Below are 26,119 nucleotides of genomic sequence, written 5' to 3' on the forward strand. Positions count from 1 at the left end.
ATGGCGCCGCCCCGCCGTAGAGCGTCTCGGGCGTCCGCCCTCCTCCCGAGAGAATCGAGTCTTCGATGTCACGGAGCACAGGACCTTTAGCGCGGTGGTCCAGCGGACCGCCGCGGTGGGCCGCGGCGGCGACGGCCGCTGCCGTCGGTCTCGGCGTCGTGGTCACCGGCGCCGCACCGGTCGCCGCGGCCGGAGCAGCGTCACCAGCGGTGACCCGCGCCGCCATCGACCCCGCGCTGAGCGTGGGCCGCGGTGCGAGCGTCGCCTTCGTCGAGCAGGAAGCGGAGAAGGCCAAGACGAACGGGACCGTCATCGGCCCGGACCGCACGGCCTACACGCTGCCCGCCGAGGCCTCCGGCCGCAGCGCGGTGAAGCTGACCCCCGGTCAGTACGTCGAGTTCACGCTGCCGAAGAACGCCAACGCGATCAACGTCCGCTACAGCATTCCCGACGCGCCCAACGGCGGTGGCATCACCTCGCCGCTGGACGTGACGGTCAACGGCGGCAAGAAGACCACGATGACGCTCACGTCGCAATACTCGTGGCTGTACAACCAGTACCCGTTCTCGAACGACCCGAACGCGGGCCTGTTGCACCCCGACTGGTGGATCACCGAGTGCGCCTGCGTGCCGGCCGCCACCACGCCCGCGCCGACCATCACCACCCCGTTCCGGCCGAACCACTTCTACGACGAGCAGCGCCTGCTGCTCGGCAAGACCTATAAGGCCGGCGACAAGGTGCGGCTGACCGCGCCGAGCAACAGCGCCGCCTGGACGGTCATCGACCTGCTCGACTCCGAGCTCGTCGGCCTTCCGAAGATCAGCCTCATCGCCGCGAACGTGTGGCTGTTCGGCGCGGACCCGACGGGCAAGCGCGACTCGGCCGACGCGATCGACAAGGCCATCGCGTTCGCCAAGAAGACCGGTCTCAAGGTCTACATCCCGCCGGGCACGTACCAGGTCAACCGCCACATCGTCGTCGACAACGTCACGATCGAGGGCGCCGGCAACTGGTACACCATCATCAAGGGCAAAGAGGTCGCGCTCAGCACGCCCGCCCCGGACAACTCGATCCACACCGGCGTCGGGTTCTACGGCAAGTACGCCCAGGACGGCGGCAGCAGCAACGTCCACCTGTCCGGCTTCTCGATCATCGGCGACGTGCGCGAGCGCATCGACACCGACCAGGTCAACGGCGTCGGCGGCGCGATGAGCAACTCCACCATCGACGGCCTGTACATCCAGCACACCAAGGTCGGCCTGTGGTTCGACGGCCCGATGACGAACACGAAGGTCACCAACAACGTGATCGTCGACCAGATCGCGGACGGCCTGAACTTCCACACCGGCGTCACCAACTCGAGCGCGTCGAACAACTTCGTCCGCAACTCGGGCGACGACGGCCTGGCCATGTGGGCCGAGAAGACCACGAACGCCGGCAACACGTTCGACCACAACACGGTGCAGACCCCGGTCCTCGCCAACGGCATCGCGATCTACGGCGGCAAGGACACCACGGTGTCCAACAACCTCGTCGCGGACCCGATCCGTGAGGGCAGCGCGATCCACATCGGCTCCCGCTTCGGCGCCGAGCCCTTCACCGGCTTCGTGAAGGTCACGGACAACACCACGGTCCGTGCCGGCACGTACGAGCTGAACTGGAACATCGGCCTCGGTGCCATCTGGTTCCTCGCGCTGGAGAAGAACATCGACGCGGACATCCAGGTGACCGGGGACCACTTCCTCGACAACACCTACAACGCGATCATGCTGGTCGCCGACTGGCCGGTGAAGGACCTGTACTCCATCACCAACGTCAAGTTCAAGAACATCCGGGTCGACGGCACGGGCACCTCGGTGCTCAGCGCCCGCGCCGCGGGCTCCGCCTCGTTCGAGAACGTGGACGCCCGCAACGTGGGCGCCGTCGGCATCAACAACTGCGGCACGTTCCACTTCACCCCGGCCGGCTCCGAGTTCTCGGTCGTCGACCTGGGCGGCAACGACGGCGGCGGCACCACGGGCCCGTGGCTCGCCCCGTGGGAGCTGCCGAACACGATCACCTGCGACGACCGCCCGCCGGTCGTCGTGCCCCCGGCGCCCCAGCCGTGGTGATGCACTGACAGCAGCACCCCTGTGACAGGGAAGGGCGGGCGCTTCGGGGCGCCCGCCCTTTTCCATGCGCCGAAAAGGTGGTGTTTTCACCACCCCTGGCCGGCCCGCTGGCGCCAGTGACCAGAGGCTGTCCATGGCGAAGAGTCGATGCCATGGACATCAACGTTTCCCGCCGCGCCCTGCTCGGCACCGGTGCCGCCCTCGGGGCGGGGTTCGTCGTCGGCGCACCCGCCGCCGCCGCGACCAAGGGTGCCGTGGCGATCGTCGGCTGCACCGTCATCGACGCGACCGGCGGCCCGCCCCGCCATGCCGACCGCCGACCGCCGACCTGGTCGTCCTCGACGCGGACCCGCTCGCCGACATCCGCAACACCCGCCGCATCCACGCCGTCGTCGTGCGCGGCGAGCTCATCACCCCCGAACGCCGCGACGCGATGCTGACCGCGGTCGCCGAGGCGGCCCGCACCGCCGCGCCGGTCGCGGCGCCGGTCAGGTGCTGCTAATGCGACTCGAGCAGCGGGACCGGCAGCGGCGGCGGCGGCGGGAACGGGGGCGGCGGCGGCAGGAACAGCAGGCGGTCGTTGAACGCGGCGGTGACGTCGGCGCCGATCCCGCAGCGGACCGCGAGGTCCAGCATCGAGGTGTACGGCCCGCGGGCGGCCCGGTCGGCGAGGATGCGACGGGCCAGGCCGCGGCGCAGGCCGGGGACCTCGAACAGCACGTGCTCGGGCACCGCGTTGACGTCGACGAGCCCGCCGTCCTTGTGGGTCCGCATGAGGTCGGGCCGGCCGATCGCGAACGCGAACCTCGACACCGGGTTGGTGACCAGCAGCTGCCGGGCCCGCTCGCGCCGGTCGATCGGGCCGTTGCGGCGGCGCCGCCACACGTGCCGCAGGTGCTCGTTGAGCAGCACCACGTGCACCGGCACGCCGAGCGAGACGAGGAACAGCGCCGACACGCTGACCACGCTGGCCCAGTCGGGCTGGGACCCGTCGTCCTCGACGGTCGCGATCATGACGACCCAGAAGGCGACGGCCACGGCGAAGTAGCCGATCGCGGCGAAGGCCAGCGGCGCGCTGCGCCGGCGGGTGGCGTGGTACAGCACCGGGACCCAGGCCAGCAGGGTCATCGTGCAGCCGCTGAAGAGGACGCCGACGAGCGTCTCCATCCAGGTGACCCACGGCTGGCGGTTGAACTCCCGGCCGAAGAACGGGTCGACCCCGACGGCGAAGGGGGGCCACCGCTGCGCGCCCGCCGGTGCCTTGACCAGCGGCGGAATTCCCGGGAACCGGGGCGGCACCGGATCCGCCGGGACCTGGTCCACGAGGAACGGCGCGGGGCTCACCGGCGACTGCGCGGCCGGCGCCGGGCCGACCGGGTCCCAGGACGCCGCCGAGACCGGCTCCGCGGCGGAGGAGGTCGTCGGGAGCACCAGGGACGGATCGGAGCGCAGGATCCGGCGCTGCAGCTCCTGCAGGGCCTCGCCGGGTTCGATGCCGTGCTCCTCGTCGAGCAGCGCCCGCAGCTCACGGAAGGTCTGCAACGCGTCGGTCGGGCGGCCGCTGCGGTACAGCGACAGCATCAGCAGCTCGCGCAGCCGCTCGTGCAGCGGGAACTCCTCGACCAGGGCGGCCAGGTCGGCGATCAGGTCGCGGTGCTCGCCGCGGCCGAGCCGGATCTCCGCGAGCGCCTCGGACGCCGACACGCGCCGCTCGCCGAGGCGCACCCGCACCGCCTCGAACACCGGCCCGCTCAGCCCGGCGAACGGCTCGCCCTTCCACAGCCGCAGCCCGGCGCGGAAGCCGTCGGCGGCGTCCTCGTCACGCCCGGCGGCGTGCGCGGCGGCGGCCGTGTCGACATACGCCTCGAACACGGTGACGTCGACGGCGGCGGGATCGATGGCGAGGCGGTAGCCGGCGTCGTCCAGGGTCAGCAGCCGTGACGGGGTCCGCGGGGACCGGTCCGGCTCCAGCAGGCGGCGCAGCGCGGCGATGTACTTCTGCAGGACGTTCGTCGCGTTCTCGGGGAGGTCCTGCGGCCAGACCGCGTCGATGATCTGGGCGGTCGGCACGGGACGGCCCGGCTGGAGCAGCAGCACGCCGAGGACCGCCCGCTGCTTGGCGGGTCCGAGGTCGAGCGGTCGCTCCCCGGCCCATGCCCGGGCCGGCCCGAGAATCTCGAAGCGGAAGACCCCGTCCATCCCTGCGTTTCCTTATGAGGTGGTCCGGCAAAGGCGCTGGTCAGTGCCGTAGCCAGTCGGACGGCAGCATACCGGCAGCGGCACGGCAGTGGGAACCGGCAGCATTTCGGCAGTCGGGACGGGCCGGCGACTCAGACGGGGGGTCGCCGTCCCGACCGGACTCAGGACGCGGACGCCCGCGTGAGGCGGTCGTGGATCGCGAGCCAGTCGTCGCCTTCCGGCGGGAGCTGGGCGAGGATCGTCGCCACGCCGGCGTCGTCGAGGCGGTGCAGGGCGGCGTACAGGTCGGCGCCGTATTCGAGTGGATCCGCGGACAGCAGCTCGACGTGCGCGCCCTCCGCGACCGCCGGCAGGTGGGTCAGGATGCCGACGGTGCCGGGGTCGGCGCCCTCGGCGAGGGTGGCGGGATCGTCGACGAGTCGCAGCCGGGCCCGCGGCGCGTAGTGCCGGTGCGCGAGCCCCGGCGAGCGGGCGTCTCCTTTGTCGAGCGCGCCGGGCAGTCGCAGGGCGCCGACGACGTCGCGGATCGCGCGGAGGCTCAACGCGCCTGGGCGCAGCAGCCGCGGCGGCGACACCGTGACGTCGACGACCGTGGACTCGATGCCGAAGCGGCACGGCCCGCCGTCGAGGACCAGCGGCACGTCGGGCAGGCTGCGGATCACGTGCTCGGCGGTCGTCGGGGAGATGCTCTCGGACCGGTTCGCGCTCGGCGCGGCGAGCGGCAGCCCGCACTCCCGCAGCAGGGCGAGCGCGACCGGGTGCGCGGGGACGCGGACGGCGACGGTCGCCGGTCCACCGCTCGCCGGCAGATGGTGCGCCCGCTCCACGACGAGGCTGAGCGGGCCCGGCCAGAACCGCTCGGCGAGCAGGCGCGCCGCCTCCGGCCACTCGTGCGCCAGCGCCTCGGCGTCCGCGGCCGACGCGACGTGCACGATCAGCGGGTTCCAGGAGGGGCGGTGCTTCAGCCGGTACACCTCGGCGATGGCCTTGGCGGAGAAGGCGTGCGCGCCCAGCCCGTATACCGTCTCGGTCGGGAACGCGCAGACGGACTCCTGCCGCAGCAGCTCGGCGGCGCGGCGCAGCCCGGCGGCGTCGGCCGCCACCACCCCTTCACTCACGCCCGCAACAGTAGAGGGTCACGCGGCCGGACCCCGTCGAGCATCGCCGCGGGACCACCCCGTCGCGGTCGGCGACTGTGCTGCTTCCAGCCGGAGACCACGGGTCACACCAGGCGGGTCAGCCACTCTCCGAGGAGGGTGCGCTCCGCGCTCGTCAGTGCCGTGAGGTCGGGCAGTGCCACCCGCAGCGCTCCGACCGCGCCGGCGAGACCGTCACCGGCGTGTGCGCGTGCGCCGGCGCCGTCGCTGGAGCTGGGACTGGAGCTGGGACTGGAACCGGCGCTGGAGGCCGGGCCGAAGCCTGAGCCGGGGCCGGTGAAGGTGACCGCGGCGATGGTCGCCTCGCGGGCCAGCGTCGGCAGGGCGGGGTCGCGCCGCTCGGGCGGCAGGGCGATGAGGGTGAGCGTCATGCCGCAGCCCGCGGCGTGGATCAGGTGCGCGGCGCGCTCCTCGCTGACCCGCAGCCGGCCGGCGGCCGCGATCCGCCGCACCTGCCCGGCCAGGACCTCGGCGGCGGCGCGGGCGGCCGGTGACCCGGTGCCGGGCCTGGGCTCGCCGTAGATCAGGGTGTAGACCGCGGGGTGCGCGAGCCCGAAGGCGACGTGCAGGTCCCAGCCGCGCCGCAGGTCCTCGACCGGATCCTCGGAGTGCCCGATCGCCGTTTTGCCGCTGAGGTACGACACGAAGCCGTGGCTGGCGACGGCGTCCAGCAGGCCCTGCTTGTCGCCGAAGATCCGGTAGATGGTCGGGGCCTGCACGCCGGCGGCGGCGCTGACCGCGCGGGTGGAGATCGCCTCGCGGCCGCCCTCGTCCAACAGGGCCGCGGCGGCTTCGACGATCTTCTCGCGGGTAGTGGTCACGGTAACAACGCTAACACTTGCGCGTTAGCGAGTTAATGCTAACGTCGAACTGTTAACGCCGCTAACATGCTGGAGGAAGTCGTGAACAGAGTCGCCGTCGTCACCGGAGGATCCCGCGGCATCGGGCGGGCCGTCGCCCTGCGCCTGGCGCAGGACGGGCAGGCCGTCGTCATCGCCTACGGCCACTCGTCCGCCCCCGCGGACGCCGTCGTATCCGAGATCACCGGCAAGGGTGGGCAGGCGCTGGCCATGCGGGCGGACGTCGGCGACGAGCAGGCCGTCAAGGCCCTCTTCGACGCCACGGAGCAGCACTTCGGCGGTGTCGACGTCGTCGTCAACGCGGCCGGCGTCATGACCCTGCGACCGCTGGCCGACATCGACCTCGACGAGCTGGACCGCATGCACCGCACCAACATCCGTGGCACGTTCATCGTCGACCGGGAGGCCGCCCGCCGGGTCCGCCGCGGCGGTGCGATCGTCAACTTCTCCACGTCGATCACGCGGCTGTCGCTGCCGACCTACGCCGCGTATGCCGCGAGCAAGGCCGCCGTGGAGGCGATCAGCCCGATCCTCGCCAAGGAGCTGCGCGGCCGTGACGTCACCGTCAACGCCGTCGCGCCCGGCCCGACCGCCACCGACCTGTTCCTCGACGGCAAGGACGACGCCACGATCGAGCGGATGTCGAAGGCGAACCCGATGGAGCGGCTCGGCACCCCGGAGGACATCGCCGAGGTGGTGTCTTCGCTGGCCGGGCCCGCTCGCTGGGTGAACGGTCAGACGATCTACGTCAACGGGGGAGCCGCCTGAGACAGTGTCGTCGGACTCTTGTCTCATCGCCGGCAGACGACACCAGCGCGAGGGATGTACCGTGTCGGGCACGAGGATGAATTCAAGTTGTCACGACGCCGGGCGCGGCACTGCCACCGCCGCTGGGGCGCACGGGAAACGGGGAGCCGACATGGGACGTGGACGGGCCAAGGCCAAGCAGACGCGGATCGCCCGGGAGCTGAAGTACTTCACCCCGCCGACCGACCTCACCGCCCTCCAGCACGAGCTCGCCGGCGTGCACCTCCCCGAGCCCGAGGACGCGGACTCCTCCGACTACACCCCGGACCGCGACGACCGCACGCCGCGCTGAAGCGGCCGGCGGGCGCCCGGTGGCGGCGAAATCCTTGGGATCTCCGCCGCCACGGGGCCATGGCCGTCAGCCTATGAGCTGCACCTCCGCGAGCTGCGTCTCGGCGGCGCCGTGGTTGGCCGTGATCTGCAGGCGGTAGCGTGCACCGGGGCCGGGTCGACCACGGCGAGGCCGCCGGTGAGCAGGGCGACCGCCCAGAGCTTCCGCATCAGCCGAACACCCGCAGCTCATAGATCCGGGTGGCGACCTCGGTGCCCTGGGTGGGCGTGCCGACGTTGAGCCGCACGTACCGGCCGGACACCCCGCTGACGGTGTGGGTGGTGTTCGCCGCGGTGTTGCCGGTGACGTTCACCGCCTGCGACCAGGTCGTGCCGTCGTTGGAGACCAAGATCGTGAACGCCTTCGTGTTCATGCTCGCGGCCTCGCCGCCGGCCTGGGCGTGCGCCAGCTCGAACCGGCTGATGCTCTTCGTGCTGCCCAGGTCGACCTGCAGCCACGCGCCGGCGCCCGACGAGCAGAACTTGTCGCTGTTGCCGCCGCTGACGCTGCCGTTGACCGCCTTCTCCGGCCCTTCCGACGCCCCGCACGGGGTGGAGCCGGTCGCGGGCCTGCCCTGCGCGATGTTGACTCCGGCGCCGACCGGCGCCCCGATCGCCACGTTGTCGAACGTGGCCGCCGCGTTGAACACCCGCACCCCGTCGCTGCCGGACGCGAACGTCCCGTCCGTGACGCTGATCTTCGGGGTGGTCATGTCGTTGACGTACACCTTGATCGACTGCCCGATGGCGGTGACCCGCAGGTGGTAGTTGGTGCCCGCGGTGACGGTCAGGTTCGCGGTGCCGAGCTGGGTCCAGTTGTTGGCGGCGCGGCCCAGCACGACCCGGCCGGCCGGGCTGATGCCCGCGTAGTAACCGTTGTAGCTGTCGGTGCCGCTGGCCGCGTTGCTCACCCGGAACGTGAGGCCGGCGTCGCCGCCGCCACTCGTCACCGTCACGTCGGCGTCGTAGGAGAAGTCGCCGAAGTTCGTGTCGAGCTGCGCCTTGCCGCCGAGGCTGTTCCCGGCCGTGTATCTGCCGCCCGTCGCGCTGAAGGAGCCGCCGTACGTCTTCCAGCCCAGCGCGTTGTTGTCGGCGAAGTTGTCCTTCACCCGCATCGTGATCCGCGGGATGGTGCCGTCGGCGTTGAACGTCATCCGGTCGTAGGCGAGCTGCCGGTGGTTGCCGTCCGTCTCACTCAACGGCCGGCGGTGGTAGAGGATGTACCAGGTGTCGGTGCCCGGCACGTTGATCACCGAGTTGTGCCCGGAGCCCTTGGCGACCGCGGAGTCCTGCGCGAGGACCTTGTCCAGCTTGTTGAACGGTCCCAGCGGGGAGTTCGATATCGCGTAGGACACCGAGTAGTCGGGGCCGGTCCAGCCGCCCTCGGACCACATCAGGTAATACCTGCCGTTGCGCTTGAACATCTGCGAGCCCTCGGTGTACCCCGACGGCGTGATCTCCTTGAACGTGCTGCCGTCGCCGAACGTCCCGAGGCTGATCATGTCGGCGTTGAGCTTCGCCACGTTCGCGTGGCCCCAGCCGCCGTAGTAGATGTAGGCCTGACCGTCGTCGTCGATGAAGACGTCCTGGTCGATCGGCTGCGCCCCGTTGTAGAACTGCCCGATCAGCGGCCTGCCGATCGCGTCCCGGTAGGGCCCGGCCGGGTTGTCGGCGACGGCGACCCCGATCCCGCCGAGCGCGGAGTTGTTCTGGATGTCGTTCGCGCCGAAGTACAGGTAGTACTTGCCGTTGCGCTGGATCGGCGCCGGCGCCCACATCGCGTAGCTCGCCCACGACACGTCGGCCTTGGTGAGCACGTTGGGATGTCTGGTCCAGGTGACCAGGTCGGTGGAGGAGAACGCGTCGAGGTAGGTCTGCTCGGAGTATCCCTTCGACGTCGTCGGATACACCCAGAACGTGTTGTTGTAGACCGCGACATCGGGGTCGGCGTACCACCCGTCGACGAACGGGTTGCCCGCCTCGGCGGTCGTGTAGTCGGGGATGGCGGCTTCGGCCGCGACGGGCGCGAGCACACTGCCCGCGATCGCGGCGACGGTCAGGACGGCGAGACGGCTGGCGGCGGTGAACATCGGTGGCGGCTCCGACGGTGACGCGCTGGCGGGCGCGGAAGGGGTGGAGGTTCCCACATGTTCCGTAAATATTGAACAGAACCCTCACCCTGGTCAAGGTTGTCGCACCACTTGAGCCACCAAACTCCAACACTTTCTGTCAAAACTTCCCCGAACCTGGGTCGGCGGTACGGTCTGCGGCGTGGACGTTGAGGTGCGGGCGGGGACCGTTGACGATGTGGGCGCGGTGCTGGCGTTCTGGAAGGTCGCGGCGGAGGGGACGAACCGCGGCGGTGACGACGCGGCCGCCGTCGAGGCGCTGATCGGGCGGGACCCGTTGGCGCTGCAACTGGCGGTCCAGGGCGGGGAGATCGTCGGGTCGCTCATCGCCGGGTTCGACGGGTGGCGGTGCCACCTGTACCGGTTCGCGGTGCACCCCGACCGGCGCCGGCAGGGGATCGGCACACTGCTGCTCGCGGCGGCCGAGGAACGGTTCCGGCAGTTCGGCGGGCGGCGGGTCGACGCGATGATCCTCGACGACAACACCCTGGCGCACCACGCGTGGCACGCCGCCGGATACGCGCCGCAGGACGACTGGCGGCGCTGGGTCAAGGGCCTCTGATCGCCGATTGGCCCTCGACGCCGCAAGCGTCCGGCTGGCAACGTCAAGAGCGTGATCACGATGGGCGCGGCGGTCGGCGTGGCGCTCGTGGCGTTGGGGATGGTGCTCACGCCCGGGCCGAACATGATGTATCTCGTCTCACGCAGCATCTCCCAGGGGCGGCGGGCCGGCATGATCTCCCTGGCCGGGGTCGCCGCGGGGTTCCTCATCTACCTGACGCTCGCCTCGGCCGGGCTGTCGGTGGTGTTCGCGACCGTGCCCGCGCTGTACACGACGGTGAAGCTCGCCGGCGCTGCCTACCTCGCCTACCTCGCCTGGCAGGCGGTCCGGCCCGGCGGCACGTCCGTCTTCGCGCAACAGGAGCTGCCACCGGACTCGACGCGGAAGCTGCTGACGATGGGGCTGATGACCAACCTGCTCAACCCCAAGGCCGCGATCATGTACGCGTCGCTGATCCCGCAGTTCGTCGACCCGCGCGCCGGGCACCTGATGACGCAGGGGTTTCTGCTCGGCGGGGTGCAGATCGCGGTGAGCCTGCTGGTCAACGCGGGCATCGTGCTCGCCGCCGGCGGCATCGCCGTCTTCCTCGCGGAGCGACCCATGTGGCTTCGGATGCAGCGGTACGTGACGGGCACGCTCCTCGGGATGATCGCGGTGAAGCTGGCCACCGACCGGGCGAAACCGCTACCCGTGTAACGAGGCCGCCTTCGACAGCAGATATCGCTGCTCGGGGAGGCTGGTCGTGCGGCGGGCGGCGACCTCGTACGCCGAACGCGCCGCCGAAACGTCGCCGGACATCTCCAGGAGGTGGGCGCGGACGGCCGCGAGCCGGTGGTGCCGGGCCAGCCGCTCGTCGGCGTCCAGCGGCGACAGCAGGCGCAGGCCGGCCTCGGGGCCCTGCACCATGGCGAGGGCGACCGCCCGGTTGAGCGTCACCATCGGGTTCGGCGCGACCCGCTCCAGCAACTGATACAGCGCGAGGATCTGCGGCCAGTCGGTGTCCGCCGCCGATGCGGCCTCGTCGTGGATCGCGGCGATCGCGGCCTGCAGCTGATACGCGCCCGGCGGCCCCTTCGGCAGCGTCCGGGTGATCAGCTCGACGCCCTCGGCGATCATCGTCCGGTGCCACGACGACCGGTCCTGCGCCGCGAGGGGGACCAGCGTGCCGTCCGGCAGGGTGCGGGCGGCGCGACGGGCGTCGGTGAGCAGCATCAGCGCGAGCAGCCCCGCGACCTCGCCGTCGTCGGGCAGCAGGCGGTGTACCTCGCGGGTCAGGCGGATCGCCTCGGCGGTCAGCTCGGGCCGGTGCAGGTCCTCGCCCGAAGACGCCGTGTACCCCTCGTTGAAGATCAGGTACAGCACCTGCAGGACGACCTGGAGCCTGGCGGCGCGCTCGGCGGGTGGCGGCATGCTGAACCGCGCGTCGGCGGACCGGATCTTCTGCTTGGCGCGGCTGATCCGCTGCGCGAGCGTGGCCTCCGGGACCAGGAACGCGTGCGCGATCTGCGCGGTGGTCAGGCCGCCGACGGCGCGCAGCGTGAGCGCGAGCTGTGACGCGCTCGAAAGGGACGGATGGCAGCACAGGAACAGCAGGAGCAGCGTGTCGTCTTTGTCGGGAATGTCAGTGCTGTCGGATGTTTCATGTGAAACAGCGACGGCGAACTCGCGGCGCCGGCGGGCGTCCTCGCTGCGGAACTGGTCCATCAGCCGCCGCGAGGCGACCGTGATCAGCCACCCGCGCGGCTGCTCCGGCACGCCCTCGACGGGCCACTGCGTCGCCGCCGCGAGCAACGCCTCCTGGACCGCGTCCTCGCAGGCGTCGAACTGCCCGTGCCGCCGGACCAGGACCCCGAGCACCTGCGGCGCGAGACGGCGGAGCTCCTCTTCGACGTTCACAAGGAGTCACCATCTCACGCCGCAGGTGGACGAGCCGTCAGCGACGGACGGTGCCGGCCGATCCGGTGCCGCGCCGGACCGGCTCCGCGCAGGCCAGGAGCTTCCCGCGGGGCAGGAACTCGATCGCGGTCGCGGCCCCGATCTCCGCCATCGGGGTGAACGTGTGCCCGAGCCCGCCCAGCGCGACGCCCGGCCCGGCGATGAACGCCGGCTCCGCCACCACGGCGGCGGTGTTGCGCTGCGTGGCCCGCGGCGCCGCGAGCGCCTCCGGCAGCGTCATGCCGAGGTCGATCCGGTTGATCAGGATCTGCAGCACGGTGGTGATGATCGTCGAGCCGCCGGGGGAGCCGAGCGCCAGGAACGGCCGGCCGTGCTGCAGGACGATCGTCGGCGCCATCGAGCTGCGCGGCCGCTTGCCGGGGCCGGGCAGGTTCGGGTCGTCGGCGGGCGCCTGGGTGTTGGTGAAGTTGAAGTCGGTCAGCTCGTTGTTGAGCAGGAAGCCACGGCCGGGGACCACGATCCCGTTGCCGCCGATCTGCTCGATGGTGAGCGTGTACTCCACGACGTTGCCCCATTTGTCGGCGACGGTCAGGTTCGTCGTCGACTTGCCGAAGTCGGTGCTCGCCCCGCCCGTCGCGGTGGCGCAGCCGTCGTAGAGGCCGTCCGGTACACCCGGCGGAACAGGCTTCTGCGCGGCCTTCGCCGGATCGATCAGGCAGGCCCGCTCGGCGGCGAAACCGTTGGTCAGCAGCGCGTCGAGCACCCGGCGCGGGGTGTTGTCGCCGACGTAGCGGTTGCGGTCGGCGAAGGCGAGGGCGCTCGCCTCCAGGTAGCGGTGCAGCGCCTGCGTGCCGTCGAGTTTGCCCAGGTCGGAGCGCTCGAGGATGTTGAGGGCCTCGCCGACGGTCGAGCCGCCCGACGACGGGGTCGCCATGCCGTACACGTCGTAGCCGCGGTAGTTCATGTGCGTCGGGTCGGGGCGGCGGACGTCGTAGTCGCGCAGGTCGGCCAGGGTCATGCCGCCGGGGCGGATCTCGTACTGCCACGGCTGGGCCGGGCTCGTCGCGACCGGCGGGTGCTGCACGGTCTGGACGATGTCGCGGCCGACCTCGCCGCCGTAGAACGCGTCGATGCCCCGCCGTCCGACCAGGTCATAGGTCGCGGCCAGGTCGGGGTTGCGCAGCGTGCTGCCGACCGCCGGCGGCTGCCCGCCCGGCAGGAACAGCGCCGCGGTGGGCGTGAACTGTGAGAACGCGGCGGCGTTGTCGCTGACCTGGGTCGCGAACGTCTTGTCGACGGTGAAGCCGCGCCGGGCCACGTCGGCGGCCGGGCGCAGGTTCGTCGCCAGGGACCGCGAGCCCCACCGGCGCAGCGCGGTGTCCCAGGTGGCGAGGGTGCCCGGTACACCGGCGGAGAGGCCACTGACGCGGGCCTCCTGGAACGCGTAGGGCTGACCGGTCGCCGGGTTCACGAACGCCGTCGACGTCATCGACCGCGGCGCGGCCTCCCGGCCGTCGAGGGTGGACACCTTGCCGCTGCGGGCGTCGTAGTACACGAAGAACCCGCCGCCGCCGATGCCGGCGGAGAACGGCTCGGTCACGCCGAGGGTCGCCGCGACCGCGACGGCCGCGTCGACCGCGTTTCCCCCGCGGCGCAGCACCTCCAGGCCGATCGCGGTGGCCGTCGGATCGACCGAGGTCACCGCCCCGCCGTAGCCGGTCGCGGTCGGGCCGTTGGTTCCAGCGGCAGCGGCAGCGGCGGGCGCGGCCGGCACGAGCAGTATCGGTATCAGGACGAGCGGGACGAGCCTGCGCACAATGCCTCCGGGAGGATCGACGGTGATCGTTCCTCCTGCCTACCGTCCCGGCGCTCCCGGCACAACCCGGAATGTCCGGCGGTACGCGCTCGGGGCGACCCCGATCGTGGTCTGCAGGTGCTGGCGCAGCGACGCGGCGGTGCCGAGCCCGGACCGGCGGGCGATCTGCTCCACCGCCAGGTCGGTGCTCTCCAGCAGGCCGCGGGCGTGATCGACCCGCTGCCGCAGCAACCACCGGGCCGGGCTCACCCCGGTCTCCTCGCGGAAACGGCGGGTGAACGTGCGCACGCTCATCGTGGCGTGCGCGGCCATGTCCTGCAGCGTCAGCGGCTCACCCAGCCGCTGCAGCGCCCATTGCCGGGTCGGGGCGGTCGTGGTGTCGGTGATCCGCGGCAGGGGGCGTTCGATGTACTGCGCCTGCCCGCCCTCCCGCCACGGCGGCACGACGCTGCGCCGGGCGGCCCGGTTGGCGACCTCGCTGCCGAAGTCGGTGCGCACCACGTGCAGGCACAGGTCGATCCCCGCGCCGACGCCGGCGGAGGTGAGCACGTCGCCGTCGTCGATGAACAGCACGTCGGGGTCGAGCTTGACCTGCGGGTACAGGTCCCGGAACTGGTCGGCCCAGCCCCAATGCGTGGTCGCCCGCCGGTCGTCGAGCAGCCCTGCGGCGGCGAGCACGAACGCCCCGGTGCAGATCGACATGACCCGGGCGCCGCGCGCGTGCGCGTCCCGCAGCGCCCGCGCGACCCCGGGTTCGACGCTCGCGTCCTCGACCGGGCCGCCGCGGTGGATGCCGGCCACGATCACGGTGTCGGCCACCTCGGTGATCTCCAGGCCGTGATCGGGCAGCACCTGGAACCCGGCCGCGCTGCGGACCGGCAGGCCACCCGGCGTGCACACCTGGATCTTGTACCGTCGGCGACCCTCGTCGTCGCGGGCGGCGCCGAAGATCTGTGGCGGGGTGCCGAGGTCGAACGCCACGACGCCGTCCAGGGCGATCACGGCGACCAGGTGCCTGTCCATGGCCCAATTCTTGCGCACTATGGCTGCCGGGCCACTCGCCTCTTTGTGCAAACTCCAAGACGATGCAGCAGTGAAACGACTCCACCCGGCCTGGCTGGTCGCCGCGGTTGCCTTCGTCGCCCTGGTCGGGGCGGCCGGCTTCCGGGCCACGCCCGGCGTCATGCTGCACCCGCTGCACGAGGAGTTCGGCTGGTCGCTGGGCACGATCTCGCTCGCGGTGTCGATCAACCTCCTGCTGTTCGGCCTCACCGCCCCGTTCGCCGCGGCCCTGATGGAGCGCTTCGGGATCCGGCGGGTCGTGGCGTACGCGCTGCTGCTCGTCTCCGCCGGCAGCGGGCTCACGGTGTTCATGCGGCACAGCTGGGAGCTCATCGCGCTGTGGGGCGTGCTGGTCGGCCTCGGCACCGGCTCGATGGCCCTGGCGTTCGTCGCCACGATCACCGGCCGCTGGTTCGTCAAGCGGCGCGGTCTCGTCACCGGCATCCTCACCGCCGGTGGCGCCGCCGGTCAGCTGGTGTTCCTGCCCGTACTGGCGCTGCTGGTCGAGGCGCGCGGGTGGCGGGCGGCGGCGCTGACGGTCGCCTTCGCGGCGCTGCTGGTCGTGCCGCTGGTCCTGTGGCGGCTGCGGGACAACCCCGCAGACCTCGGCGTGACCGCTTACGGGGCTACAGACGCTTCTCCTCCTGTGGTCGTTTCCGGTGGCGCGGCCCGCCGGGCGCTCGGCGCGCTGCGCGGCGCTGCCAGGGTGCCGGCGTTCTGGCTGCTCGCGGGCGGGTTCGCGATCTGCGGCGCCACCACCAACGGGCTCATCGGCACGCACTTCATCCCCGCCGCGCACGACCACGGCATGACCGAGCCGGTCGCCGCTTCACTGCTCGCGCTCATCGGGCTCTTCGACATCGTCGGGACGATCGCGTCGGGCTGGCTCACCGACCGGATGGACAGCCGTGTGCTGCTCGGCTGGTACTACGCCCTGCGCGGGCTGTCCCTGCTGGTGCTGCCGGTGCTCTTCGCCGCGACGGTCCGGCCGAGCATGCTGGTGTTCATCCTCTTCTACGGCCTGGACTGGGTGGCGACGGTCCCGCCGACGGTCGCGCTGTGCCGGGAGTACTTCGGCGCCGCCGGTCCGGTGGTGTTCGGCTGGGTGTTCGCGTCGCACCAGTTCGGCGCGGCGATCGCGGCGACCACCACCGGCCTGCTGCGCGACCGGATCGGCAACTACGACCTCGCCTGGTACATCGCGGGTGGCCTGTCCATCGGCGCCGCCGCGCTGTCGCTGTTGTTGCTGCGCACCCGGCGCGGGGTCGCGACGCCCGCGCCGGTCGCGGTGCCCGCCGTCTAGGGCAGTCGGTAGTCCAGGTCGGGGGCGATCTCCAGGGTGTCCATCTGGGCGCGCTGGAGTTTGCCGGAGTAGTCCCAGTTCATCGACTGCCAGCGGGTGAACTGGTCGAGCACCCAGACACCGGACTGGCGGCTGCCGTTGCCGGACTTGCCGTTGCCGCCGAACGGCAGGTGCGCCTCCGCGCCCGACGTCGAGTTGTTGACGCTGACCATCCCGGCCCGCGTGCGGCGGCGGAACGTGAACGCCTTGCCCGGGTCGGTGGTGTAGATCGCCGCTGACAGGCCGTAGCCCGGCGCGTCGGCGAGCTCGACCGCCTGGTCGAGGGTGGTGTAGGCGATCACCCCGACCAGCGGGCCGAAGGTCTCCTGCTGGAAGATCTTGTCCTCCGGTCGCACACCGTGGACCAGCACCGGATGGTAGAAGAGGCCGGCCTCCGGGTCGCCGACGAACCCCTCGCGCGGGTTCGCGGCGCCGATCCTGCCGGTCCGTCCGTTGATTTGGTGATGATCCTCGACCCAGCCGAGGTACTCGTCGAACCGGGCGGCGAACCGTTCGGTCATCAGCGGGCCGTAGAGCACCGACGGGTCGGTAGGGTCGCCGATGGCTGCTCTTCGGATGGCTTCTTCGAGCCGCGTGGTGAACTCGCCGAGGACGCTGTCCTGGACGATCAGCGTGCCGAGCGACGTGCACCGCTGGCCGGCGGTGCCGAACCCGGCGAACAGCGCGCCGTGCACGGCCAGGTCCAGGTCGGCGTCCTCGGTGACGATCATCGGGTTCTTGCCGCCGAGCTCCAGGCAGGCGCTCTGCAGGTGCCGGCCGGCGAGCTCGCCGATCCGCGCGCCGACCTCCGACGAGCCGGTGAACCCGACCTTGTCCACCAGGTTGTCCTGCAAGGCCCTGTCCAGACCCTCGAACGTGGTCGCCCCGTCGGCGAACACCACGTCGAACACTCCGTCCGGCACGCCCGCGCGCCGGATGAGCTGGGCGAACGCGTCGGCGCAGGCGGCGGAGTACTCGGCCGGCTTCCACACCACGGCGTTGCCGCACAGCAGGGCGGGCACCAGATACCAGCTGGGGACCGCGACCGGGAAGTTGCCGGCGGTGATGATCGCGGTGACGCCGACCGGCACGCGGAACGTGAACAGCTGCTTGTCGGGCATCTCGCTCGGCACGGTCTGCCCGTAGAGGCGGCGGCCCTCGCCGAGGAAGAAGTCGCAGGTGTCGACGATCTCCTGCACCTCGCCGCGCGCCTCGGCGATGGTCTTGCCGACCTCCCGTGTCACGAGTCTTGCGAGAGTCTCGAAGTTGGCCTCCACGAGCCGGCCCAGGTTGGCGATCACCCGGCCGCGGACGGGCGCCGGCACGTCGGCCCACTCCCGCTGCGCGCTTTTCGCCGCCCGGCACGCGGCGACGAACGTGTCGGCGTCGGCCAGGGCGACCTCGGCGACGACCTGGTCGAGGTGGGCCGGGTCGACCGAGAGGAAACGGGCATCGCCGGGCGCGTCGAGGGATCTGCCGCCGACGGTGGAGACGAGAAGCTTGCTCATGCCCCCATCTTGCCGTGCGGCGTGTCCGCCGGATGCTGCGACGTGGGCGGTGGCGCGAACGCCAGCTCGCCGCCGAACTGGTCGTGCAGCCGCACGTCGTAATAGTCGGCGGCGTCGGCGACCCAGTCGCAGGCGTTGCGCAGCTCGGTCGCGTCGAGGGTCTCGGCCATCAGTTCGTAGGAGGCGATGACGGAGTCGTCGCGCCAGAACAGGCGGACGAAGTTGAGCCTGCCGTTGAGGTCGTTGAGCTCGGTCAGCAGCTTCGGCGAGCACTCCAGGCGGCGCAGCAGCGGGGAGAAGACCCGCACGAACGGCGGATCGTTGGCGACCAGGCGCAGGTAGACCACGGCGGTGCCGCTGCGGATGGCGGCCGGGGTCGCGCTCAGGTCGGCAGGCACCGGCTGCCCACCGAGATAGTCGGTGAGCAGCCGGTGCACCCGCGTGCGCACAGCGTCGTCGATCGACACGCCGTCACCCTATCGAATCGCCGCCATGCTCAGTGATCGCCGTTCGCCGCTGGGCTTTGCCGGGGTGGCGGGTGGTCAGCCGCTCTTGCCGGGGCGGCCCGGGGGGAGGAAGCCGCGGCGGCGGGCCTCCTTCACCCAGCGGTGTGCGGTGCTGACCGGGACGCCGTGCTGGTCGGCGAGGTCGCAGGCGGGCCGCGGCGAGTCCTGGGCGAAGTCGAGATAGACGTCGGCGACCTCGCGGTAGAAGACATCCGGACGGCCACGCGACCGGCCGGCACCGCCGCCGGCGGCCCGGGACACCGCGAGAGCGGGCTCGACCATCTCCCATCCGGTGTCCACGACGACCGGCGGCACGACCGGCCGGGCCCGCAGGTTGAGCACCGGGGGCGTGTCGAACGACTCGTGGACGACCGCGAGCTGCGCGTTGGCGGCCGCCTCGATCCTGCCGACGGGGATCGCGCGAAGCAGGTCGGCGCTCGGGCTGCCGTCGATGTGCAGGCCCGTCAGCACCAGCCGACCACCGTCCGCGACGCCGACCCGCACCTGGACGCTCTGCGCCAGGGGCGGCTCCTGGCGCCATTCATACCAGCCATCGGCGACTGGAAAGAGCCGGCCACGCACCTGGCAAATCTAGACCACCTTTCCTCAAATCAACAATTGCGCGAACCTAGACGTCTAGATACGCTGAACTGGACACACCAGCCCAGCGGCTTCAACGGGGGGTGTTCGGAGCAGCCGATGCATGGCCGTGCATCGACCAGCTCCGGCCGAAGCTGCGGCACGTCCGCGTTCCAGGGGGAGCAGGGGGGAGGACGCGGACGGGTGGTCGCCGGGCGGATGCGCAGCGATGCGCGTTCCGCCCGGCGGCGACGGTGACGAGCCGCGGTCGCGAGGTCTCGCCGGGCGGCGCTCCGAGTCCTTGGCCGTCGGCGCCTTTTGTGTGAGCCCGGCCGGTGGGCTCAGTTGCGCCCGGTGAGGACGATGAAGACGCCGGCCAGGACGACGCCGACGCAGAGCAGCGACACCATGGCCACCGTGATGAGGACCCAGAGGATCGCGCCGAGCTTGCGGCCGGGGTTGATCTCGATCGGCGCGGCGGGTTCAGGGTCCTCGCCGGACGCACCGCCGGCCAGTTCGGCGGCCAGCTCGTCGGGGTCGCCCAGCAGGTCCAGCACCGAGTGCACCTCGGTCCCGGCGCCGGGCGCATGGTTCTGGTCGCCCGGCTCGGCCTGCCGGGTCTCGGCGAGCTTGGCGGCGATGTGGTCGCTGAGGTCGCTGAGCAGCTCGTCGCGACGGCCGGCAGGCACGCCGTGCAGCGCCTGCTCGACCGCGCGGAGATAGTCGTTGACCTGATGATCGTAGGCGTTCACGGCATCCCCGTCCGGAAAAACTGGCACTCTCCAGCATGATCAGTAAGACTTTTCGCACATGCACGCAGTCGTGGAGGGGAGCGATGTGAGCACACCGACCCGCTGGCTCGACGCCGATGAGCAACTCGCCTGGCGTGCGTTCTACTCCGCCGCGACGCAGCTCGTCGACCGGCTCGACCGTGAGCTCCAGCACGACGCGGGCATGCCGCACGCCTACTACGAGATCCTCGTCGTGCTGTCGGAGTCGCCTGGACGCACCCGGCGGATGAGTGAGCTCGCCGACCTCACCCGGTCCTCCCGTAGCCGGCTCAGCCATGCCGTCACCAAGCTCGAGGCGCGCGGCTGGGTCAGCCGGCGCGACTGTGACGACGACAAGCGCGGCCAGTTCGCGGATCTGACGGACGCCGGGTTCGCCGCGCTCGATGCCGCCGCGCCCGGGCACGTGGAGACGGTGCGCACGCACCTGTTCGACCCGCTCACCCCGGAGCAGGTCGAGCAGCTGCGGAAGATCAGCGAGGCGATCACCGCGTCGCTGCGCCTGCCCTCCTGATGTTCCCCGCCGCCCGGTGAACCGTCCGGCCGCCTCGATCCGATGAGGTGGTAGACGGCGGGGGAGCGATGGGGATCTCTGGTTCGGCGGTGGTGCGCGGAAGCGTGGGATGCCGCGTCAAGCCTTGTGTCGATCATCTTGTGTCGATACGTTCACGGCCTGCCGCGAGATAGTGGGGCCCGCCATGAAGCGTCTGAAACTCACGCAAGCCATCGCAGCCGCGGGCGTCGCGGTGGCCATGCTCGCCGCGGTGCCGGGGAGCGTGCCGACGCTCCCGGAGCAGGCGAAGACGCCCAGTGGCTATTCCAGCGGGGTGCCCCAGTGGGAGGGTGAGCCGTCGATCGCCAGCCTGCTCGCCGGCAACGTCGAGCGGCACGCCGAGCAGTTCTATTTCGTGCTCCCCGACCGCTTCGCCGACGGCGACCCGGCCAACAACACCGGCGGGCTGCCCGGCGACCGGTTGAGCACCGGCTATGACCCGACCGACAAGGGCTTCTATCACGGCGGCGACCTCAAGGGCGTCATCGACAAACTCGACTACATCGAGCATCTCGGCACCACCGCGATCTGGCTCGCCCCCGTGTTGAAGAACCGGCCGGTGCAGGGCAGCGGCGCCGACATCTCGGCGGGTTACCACGGTTACTGGACCACCGACTTCACCCAGATCGACCCGCACTTCGGCACGAAGGACGACCTGCAGCGGCTGGTCAGGCTCGCGCACAACCGCGGTATCAAGGTCTATCTGGACGTCATCACCAACCACACCGCCGACGTCATCCGGTATGCGCAGGACCAGTATTCGTATAGGAACAAGACGGATCATCCCTACAAGGACGCGGCCGGCAACAAGTTCGACGACCGCACGTTCGCCGACGGGCGGCACGGCTTCCCCGCGGTGAACGCGCAGTCGTTCCCCTACACGCCCGTCTTCGGCAGCGAGGCGGACAAGACGGCGAAGAAGCCGGCCTGGCTCAACGATCCGCTGATGTACCACAACCGCGGCGACTCCACGTTCAGCGGTGAGAACAGCGAGTATGGCGACTTCTTCGGCCTTGACGACCTGTGGACGGAGCGGCCCGAGGTCGTCCGCGGCATGACGAAGATCTACGCCGACTGGGTCAAGGACACCGGGATCGACGGCTACCGCATCGACACCACCAAGCACGTCAACATGGAGTTCTGGCCGCAGTTCGTCGAGGGCATCGACAAGGTCGCGAAGCCCGGCTTCTTCATGTTCGGCGAGGTGTATGACGCCGACCCCCAGTTCACCTCGACCTATGTGCGCAAGGGCCGGCTCCCGGCGACCCTGGACTTCCCGTTCCAGCAGGCCGCGACCGACTACGTCGCACGGGGCGGCTCCGCCGCCGGGCTCGCCGGCGTGTATGCGCAGGACGACCTGTACACCTCGGCCGGCACCACCGCCGGGACCCTGCCGACCTTCCTGGGCAACCACGACATGGGCCGCATCGGCATGTTCGTCGCCGGCGGCGGCACCGACCCCGCCAGCCACCTGCGGCGCGACCAGCTCGGCCACGAGCTGATGTTCCTCACCCGCGGGCAGCCGGTCGTCTACTCCGGCGACGAGCAGGGCTTCACCGGCGCCGGCGGCGACAAGGACGCCCGGCAGGACATGTTCCCCAGCCGGTCCGCCGACTACCTCGACGACGACATCCTCGGCACCGGCACGACCCACGCCACCGCGCACTACGACGAGGGCCACCCGGTCTACCGCACCATCGCCGACCTCGCCCGGCTCCGGCAGGCGCACCCGGCGCTCAAGCAGGGCATCCAGGTGACCCGCTACGCCGCGCAGGGCCAGGGCGTGTTCGCGTTCTCCCGGATCGACCCGAAGCAGCGGGTGGAATACCTGGTCGCGACCAACAACGCCACCACCACCCAGGCCGTCACCGTGCCGACATCCATGGCGAGCACCACCTTCGACCGGATCTACCCGGCGACCGGCGGGATCGCCGCGTCCGCCGGCGACGGCCGGCTCCAGGTCGACGTGCCGCCGCTGAGCACCGTGGTGTTCAAGGCCCGCGGCGCGATCGCCAAGCCGGCCGCCCGGCCGACCGTGCAGCTGGTCGCGCCCTCCGCCGGGCAACCCGTCCCGGGCCGCGCGGAGATCAAGGCGGAGGTCACCGGCGACCCGCTGTCGACCGTCACGTTCGCCGCGAAGGTCGGCAACGGGCCGTGGAAGCTGCTCGGCACCGACCACGCCGCGCCGTACAGCGTCTATCACGACCTCGACGGGCTGCCCGCCGGCACCACGCTGGAATACAAGGCCGTCGTGCGGGACGGCTCCGGCCGCGCCGCCGAGACGAGGATCACGGCGAAGGTCGGCACACCGCCGAGCGCGGCCGCACCCGACTACGCGATCGTGCACTATCAGCGTCCCACCGGCGGATATGAGCCCTGGAGCCTGTATGCGTGGGGCGACATCGAGTCGCCGATGACGTGGCCGGCCGGTGCCCCGTTCGCCGGCGAGGATTCGTACGGTCGCTTCGCATGGGTCAAGCTGAAGCCGGGGGCGGCGAATGTCGGCTTCCTCGTGGTCGACTCGGGCGGGGTGAAGGACGTCGCCGTCGACCGCTCGCTCGACCCGACGAAGACGCCGGAGATCTGGCTCAAGCAAGGAGACGCGACCATCTACACCTCACAGGCCGCGGCCACCGGCACCGTCGCCGTGCACTACGGGCGATCCGACGGCGACTACACCGGCTGGGGCCTGCACCTGTGGGGCGACGGGCTCGCGCCCGGCACCGGCACCGACTGGGCCACGCCGCGGCAGCCCGACGGCACCGACGCCTTCGGCGCCTTCTGGCACGTGCCGGTCACCGACCCGGGCAAACCGGTCAACTTCATCGTCCACAAGGGCGACGTGAAGGACCCCGGCGCCGACCAGCAGGTCCTGCCGAGCCGGCAGGGCGAGGCCTGGGTCCGCTCCGGCGAGGCGACCGTCCACCCGACCCGCGCCGCCGCCGAGCACACCGCCGTCCTGCACTACCGCCGCCCCGCCGGCGACTACACCGGCTGGGGCCTGCACGTCTGGACCGGCGCCGCGACCCCCACCGAGTGGGCGAGCCCGCTGCCGCCGGAGGGCACCGACGCGTTCGGCGCACGGTTCCGCGTCCCGCTGGCCGACAACGCCACGGTCCTCAACTACATCCTGCACAACGGCGACACCAAGGACCTGCCCAGCGACCAGGCACTCGACCTCGTCACCGTCGGGCACGAGGTCTGGATCCTGTCCGGCCAGGAGAAGTATCTGCTGCCGATCCCGCCGCAGGGCACCCCCGACACCGACCTGACGAAGGCCAAGGCGGTGTGGGTCGACCGCGACACCATCGCCTGGCGCGCCGGGCCGACCGACGGGCACTCCTATGAGCTGCTGTCCGCGCGGGCCGGTGGGCTGTCGGTCGTCGACGGGCAGGTCGTCGGCACCGCGACCGCGCTGCCGGTGCGGGCCGTCGGCAGCCTGACCGAGCCGCAGCGGGCGAAGTTCCCGCACCTGTGGGCGTATCAGGCGTTCCACGTCACCGGCGACCGGGCCGCGCTGGCCACCGCGCTGCGCGGGCAGGTCGTCGTGGTGGAGCGCGACGCCGCCGGCACCGTCACCGAGGCCAGCGCCGTGCAGGTCGCCGGCGCGCTCGACGACCTGTACGTCGGCGCGGTCGGGGCGAAGCTCGGCCCGCACTTCGACGGCGGCCGTGTCGCGGTCAGCGTCTGGGCGCCGACCGCGCAGAACGTCGCGCTGGAGCTGTTCGACGACCCCGCGGCGCAGCCGGTGCTGAAGACGATGAAGCGCGACGAGCACACCGGCGTGTGGAGCGTCACCGGCGACCGCTCCTGGAAGGGCCGCTACTACCGCTTCCGGGTCACCGCCTGGCAGCCCGCGGTCCGGGGCGTGACGACGGCGTCGGTGACCGACCCGTATTCGGTGTCCCTCGCCGCCAACTCCACGCACAGCCAGATCGTCGACCTGTCCGACGCCACGCTGCAGCCCGCCGGCTGGTCAGCGGTGCAGAAGCCGCCGGCGCCGGCCCGGCCGCAGATCCAGGAGCTGCACGTCCGGGACTTCTCCATCGCCGACACCACGGTGCCGGCGCAGCAGCGCGGCACGTATCTGGCGTTCGCGCAGCCGCAGTCGGCGGGCATGACGCACCTGCGGGACCTGGCGAAGGCCGGCACGTCCTATGTGCACCTGCTGCCGACGTTCGACATCGCCACGATCCCCGAGCGGCGCGCCGACCAGCAGCAGCCGCCGTGCGACCTGGCCGCGCTGCCGCCGGACTCCAGCCAGCAGCAGGCGTGCATCGCGCAGATCGCCGAGCAGGACGGCTACAACTGGGGCTACGACCCGTTGCACTACTCGACGCCCGAGGGCTCCTACGCGACCGACCCGCAGGGCACCCCGCGGATCAACCAGTTCCGCCAGATGGTCGCCGGGCTCAACGGCGCCGGCCTGCGGGTCGTCGTCGACGTGGTCTACAACCACACGACCGCCGCCGGCACCGACCCGCACTCGGTCCTCGACCAGATCGTGCCCGGCTACTACCACCGGCTCCTCGACGACGGCACCGTGGCCAACTCGACCTGCTGCGCCAACACCGCGCCGGAGAACGCGATGATGGGCAAGCTCGTCGTCGACTCGGTGGTGCTGTGGGCCAAGCAGTACAAGGTCGACGGCTTCCGCTTCGACCTCATGGGCCACCACCCGAAGGCCAACATCCTCGCCGTCCGCGCCGCCCTCGACCAGCTGACCGTCGGCAAGGACGGCGTCGACGGCAAGAAGATCCTCATCTACGGCGAGGGCTGGAACTTCGGCGAGGTCGCCAACGACGCCCGCTTCGTCCAGGCCACCCAGGCCAACATGGGCGGCACCGGCATCGGCACCTTCAACGACCGGCTCCGCGACGCCGTCCGCGGCGGCGGCCCCTTCGACGGCGACCCGCGCATCCAGGGGTTCGCGTCCGGGCTGTACACCGCGCCCAACGGCGACCCGGCCAACGGCACCTCCGCCGAGCAGCGGGCCAGGCTCCTGCACTATCAGGACCTGATCCAGGTCGGCCTCACCGGCAACCTCGCCGCCTACGAGTTCGTCGACTCCACCGGCCGCCGGGTCTCCGGCGCGCAGGTCGACTACAACGGCTCACCCGCCGGATACACGAAACTGCCGGCCGAAGGCGTCACGTATGTCGACGCCCACGACAACGAGATCCTCTACGACGCGCTCGCCTTCAAACTGCCGACCGGCACGACCGCCGAGCAACGCGCCCGCCTGCAGGTGCTCGCCCTGTCGACCACGGTCCTGGGGCAGGGGACGGGGTTCGTCACCACCGGCTCCGACCGGCTGCGTTCCAAGTCCCTGGACCGCAACTCGTTCAACTCCGGCGACTGGTTCAACCAGATCCGCTGGGACTGTGCCGGCGGCAACGGCTTCGGCGCCGGCCTGCCACCCGCCGCCGACAACCAGGACAAGTGGCCGTACGCCCAGCCGCTGCTCGCCAACCCCGCCCTGATCCCCGACTGCGCCGCCGTCGACCTGGCCGCGGCCCGTTTCCAGGAGCTGCTGCGCATCCGGGCCAGTTCCCCGGCGTTCGCCCTCACCACCGCCGCCCAGGTCCAGCAGCGCCTGGCGTTCCCCCTGTCGGGCACGGCGGCCACCCCCGGCGTGATCACGATGACCCTGGACGCCCGCGGCCTCGACCCGCGCTACCGCACCATCGTCGTCGTCTTCAACGCCGGCCCGGCCACCGCCACCCAGACCCTCGCCGGCTACACGGGCGCCCGGTTCACCCCGCACCCCGTCCAGGCCGCCTCGGCGGACCCGCTCGCCCGCCAGGCCACGTTCGACGCGGCGGGCGGCACGTTCACCGTCCCCGCACGCACCGTCTCCGTCTTCGTCCTGCCCGCCTAGCAGGAGGACCACCGTCCCCGGCGTGGTGGCGCC

Annotated in this window: 19 protein-coding genes and 1 pseudogene; 9 read left to right on the forward strand and 11 right to left on the reverse strand. The window is 71.5% G+C overall.

Annotation, left to right across the window (positions count from 1 at the left end; genetic code table 11):
• The first annotated feature begins 65 nt into the window (after positions 1-65).
• Together ABZS58_RS08960 and ABZS58_RS08965 are read left to right on the forward strand one after the other, a co-directional pair.
• On the forward strand, positions 66-2,111 hold the full coding sequence (locus ABZS58_RS08960; protein WP_354779226.1) for a glycosyl hydrolase family 28-related protein: 2,046 nt from the start codon (positions 66-68) through the stop codon (positions 2,109-2,111).
• A 152-nt stretch (positions 2,112-2,263) separates the two neighbouring features.
• Positions 2,264-2,551, forward strand: a complete 288-nt coding sequence (locus tag ABZS58_RS08965) for a hypothetical protein (protein ID WP_354779228.1) — start codon at positions 2,264-2,266, stop codon at positions 2,549-2,551.
• 58 nt (positions 2,552-2,609) lie between these two features.
• Here the strand turns inward: ABZS58_RS08965 and ABZS58_RS08970 are convergent, their stop codons facing one another.
• The 3 genes from ABZS58_RS08970 to ABZS58_RS08980 all read right to left on the reverse strand — a co-directional run bounded on the left by ABZS58_RS08970 (position 2,610) and on the right by ABZS58_RS08980 (position 6,288).
• Positions 2,610-4,310, reverse strand: coding sequence for a BTAD domain-containing putative transcriptional regulator (locus tag ABZS58_RS08970; protein WP_354779230.1), 1,701 nt, complete (start codon positions 4,308-4,310; stop codon positions 2,610-2,612).
• Between the two features lie 161 nt (positions 4,311-4,471).
• Positions 4,472-5,413, reverse strand: a complete 942-nt coding sequence (locus tag ABZS58_RS08975) for an L-threonylcarbamoyladenylate synthase (RefSeq protein ID WP_354779693.1) — start codon at positions 5,411-5,413, stop codon at positions 4,472-4,474.
• A gap of 119 nt (positions 5,414-5,532) precedes the next feature.
• A complete protein-coding gene (locus ABZS58_RS08980) occupies positions 5,533-6,288 on the reverse strand; it encodes a TetR/AcrR family transcriptional regulator (RefSeq protein ID WP_354779232.1) in 756 nt (251 codons plus the stop codon).
• A gap of 81 nt (positions 6,289-6,369) precedes the next feature.
• On the opposite strand from ABZS58_RS08980, the gene ABZS58_RS08985 reads away from it, so the two are divergent.
• Both ABZS58_RS08985 and ABZS58_RS08990 read left to right on the forward strand, forming a co-directional pair.
• On the forward strand, positions 6,370-7,095 hold the full coding sequence (locus ABZS58_RS08985; protein ID WP_354779234.1) for an SDR family oxidoreductase: 726 nt from the start codon (positions 6,370-6,372) through the stop codon (positions 7,093-7,095).
• 151 nt (positions 7,096-7,246) lie between these two features.
• Complete coding sequence (locus tag ABZS58_RS08990; RefSeq protein ID WP_354779236.1) at positions 7,247-7,426, forward strand: DUF3073 domain-containing protein; 180 nt, start codon at positions 7,247-7,249, stop codon at positions 7,424-7,426.
• A 208-nt stretch (positions 7,427-7,634) separates the two neighbouring features.
• Here ABZS58_RS08990 and ABZS58_RS08995 read toward each other — a convergent pair.
• Positions 7,635-9,428 (reverse strand): annotated as a pseudogene (locus ABZS58_RS08995) (family 43 glycosylhydrolase); the annotation flags it as partial.
• A gap of 307 nt (positions 9,429-9,735) precedes the next feature.
• On the opposite strand from ABZS58_RS08995, the gene ABZS58_RS09000 reads away from it, so the two are divergent.
• Positions 9,736-10,155 (forward strand): GNAT family N-acetyltransferase, encoded by a 420-nt coding sequence (locus ABZS58_RS09000; RefSeq protein ID WP_354779238.1) that lies wholly within the window; start codon positions 9,736-9,738, stop codon positions 10,153-10,155.
• A 51-nt stretch (positions 10,156-10,206) separates the two neighbouring features.
• Positions 10,207-10,851 (forward strand): LysE family translocator, encoded by a 645-nt coding sequence (locus ABZS58_RS09005; RefSeq protein ID WP_354779240.1) that lies wholly within the window; start codon positions 10,207-10,209, stop codon positions 10,849-10,851.
• Here ABZS58_RS09005 and ABZS58_RS09010 read toward each other — a convergent pair.
• The 3 genes from ABZS58_RS09010 to ABZS58_RS09020 all read right to left on the reverse strand — a co-directional run bounded on the left by ABZS58_RS09010 (position 10,840) and on the right by ABZS58_RS09020 (position 14,890).
• Positions 10,840-12,051, reverse strand: a complete 1,212-nt coding sequence (locus tag ABZS58_RS09010; RefSeq protein ID WP_354779242.1) for a DUF6596 domain-containing protein — start codon at positions 12,049-12,051, stop codon at positions 10,840-10,842. The genes ABZS58_RS09005 and ABZS58_RS09010 overlap by 12 nt on opposite strands.
• Positions 12,052-12,088: 37 nt before the next feature.
• A complete protein-coding gene (ggt, locus tag ABZS58_RS09015) occupies positions 12,089-13,834 on the reverse strand; it encodes a gamma-glutamyltransferase (protein WP_354779695.1) in 1,746 nt (581 codons plus the stop codon).
• A gap of 72 nt (positions 13,835-13,906) precedes the next feature.
• Positions 13,907-14,890, reverse strand: coding sequence for a helix-turn-helix domain-containing protein (locus ABZS58_RS09020; protein WP_354779244.1), 984 nt, complete (start codon positions 14,888-14,890; stop codon positions 13,907-13,909).
• 70 nt (positions 14,891-14,960) lie between these two features.
• Between ABZS58_RS09020 and ABZS58_RS09025 the strand changes: the two genes are divergently transcribed.
• On the forward strand, positions 14,961-16,232 hold the full coding sequence (locus tag ABZS58_RS09025; RefSeq protein ID WP_354779246.1) for an MFS transporter: 1,272 nt from the start codon (positions 14,961-14,963) through the stop codon (positions 16,230-16,232).
• Here ABZS58_RS09025 and ABZS58_RS09030 read toward each other — a convergent pair.
• The 4 genes from ABZS58_RS09030 to ABZS58_RS09045 form a co-directional block, all read right to left on the reverse strand.
• On the reverse strand, positions 16,229-17,779 hold the full coding sequence (locus ABZS58_RS09030; RefSeq protein ID WP_354779248.1) for an aldehyde dehydrogenase family protein: 1,551 nt from the start codon (positions 17,777-17,779) through the stop codon (positions 16,229-16,231). The genes ABZS58_RS09025 and ABZS58_RS09030 overlap by 4 nt on opposite strands.
• Complete coding sequence (locus tag ABZS58_RS09035; RefSeq protein WP_354779250.1) at positions 17,776-18,246, reverse strand: hypothetical protein; 471 nt, start codon at positions 18,244-18,246, stop codon at positions 17,776-17,778. Before ABZS58_RS09035 ends, ABZS58_RS09030 begins: the two co-directional genes overlap by 4 nt.
• Positions 18,247-18,321: 75 nt before the next feature.
• The gene (locus ABZS58_RS09040) at positions 18,322-18,867 is read right to left on the reverse strand and encodes a hypothetical protein (RefSeq protein ID WP_354779252.1); all 546 of its coding nucleotides are present in this window, start codon (positions 18,865-18,867) and stop codon (positions 18,322-18,324) included.
• A gap of 338 nt (positions 18,868-19,205) precedes the next feature.
• Positions 19,206-19,616, reverse strand: coding sequence for a hypothetical protein (locus ABZS58_RS09045; protein ID WP_354779254.1), 411 nt, complete (start codon positions 19,614-19,616; stop codon positions 19,206-19,208).
• 85 nt (positions 19,617-19,701) lie between these two features.
• Between ABZS58_RS09045 and ABZS58_RS09050 the strand changes: the two genes are divergently transcribed.
• A complete protein-coding gene (locus ABZS58_RS09050; protein WP_354779256.1) occupies positions 19,702-20,166 on the forward strand; it encodes a MarR family transcriptional regulator in 465 nt (154 codons plus the stop codon).
• Between the two features lie 184 nt (positions 20,167-20,350).
• Positions 20,351-26,086 carry a pullulanase-type alpha-1,6-glucosidase gene (pulA, locus tag ABZS58_RS09055; protein WP_354779258.1) on the forward strand — a complete coding sequence of 1,912 codons (5,736 nt, stop codon included), beginning with the start codon at positions 20,351-20,353 and terminating at the stop codon, positions 26,084-26,086.
• Positions 26,087-26,119: the final 33 nt, after the last annotated feature.

The sequence above is a fragment of the Dactylosporangium sp. NPDC005555 genome, from assembly GCF_040605635.1.
GTDB lineage: Bacteria > Actinomycetota > Actinomycetes > Mycobacteriales > Micromonosporaceae > Dactylosporangium.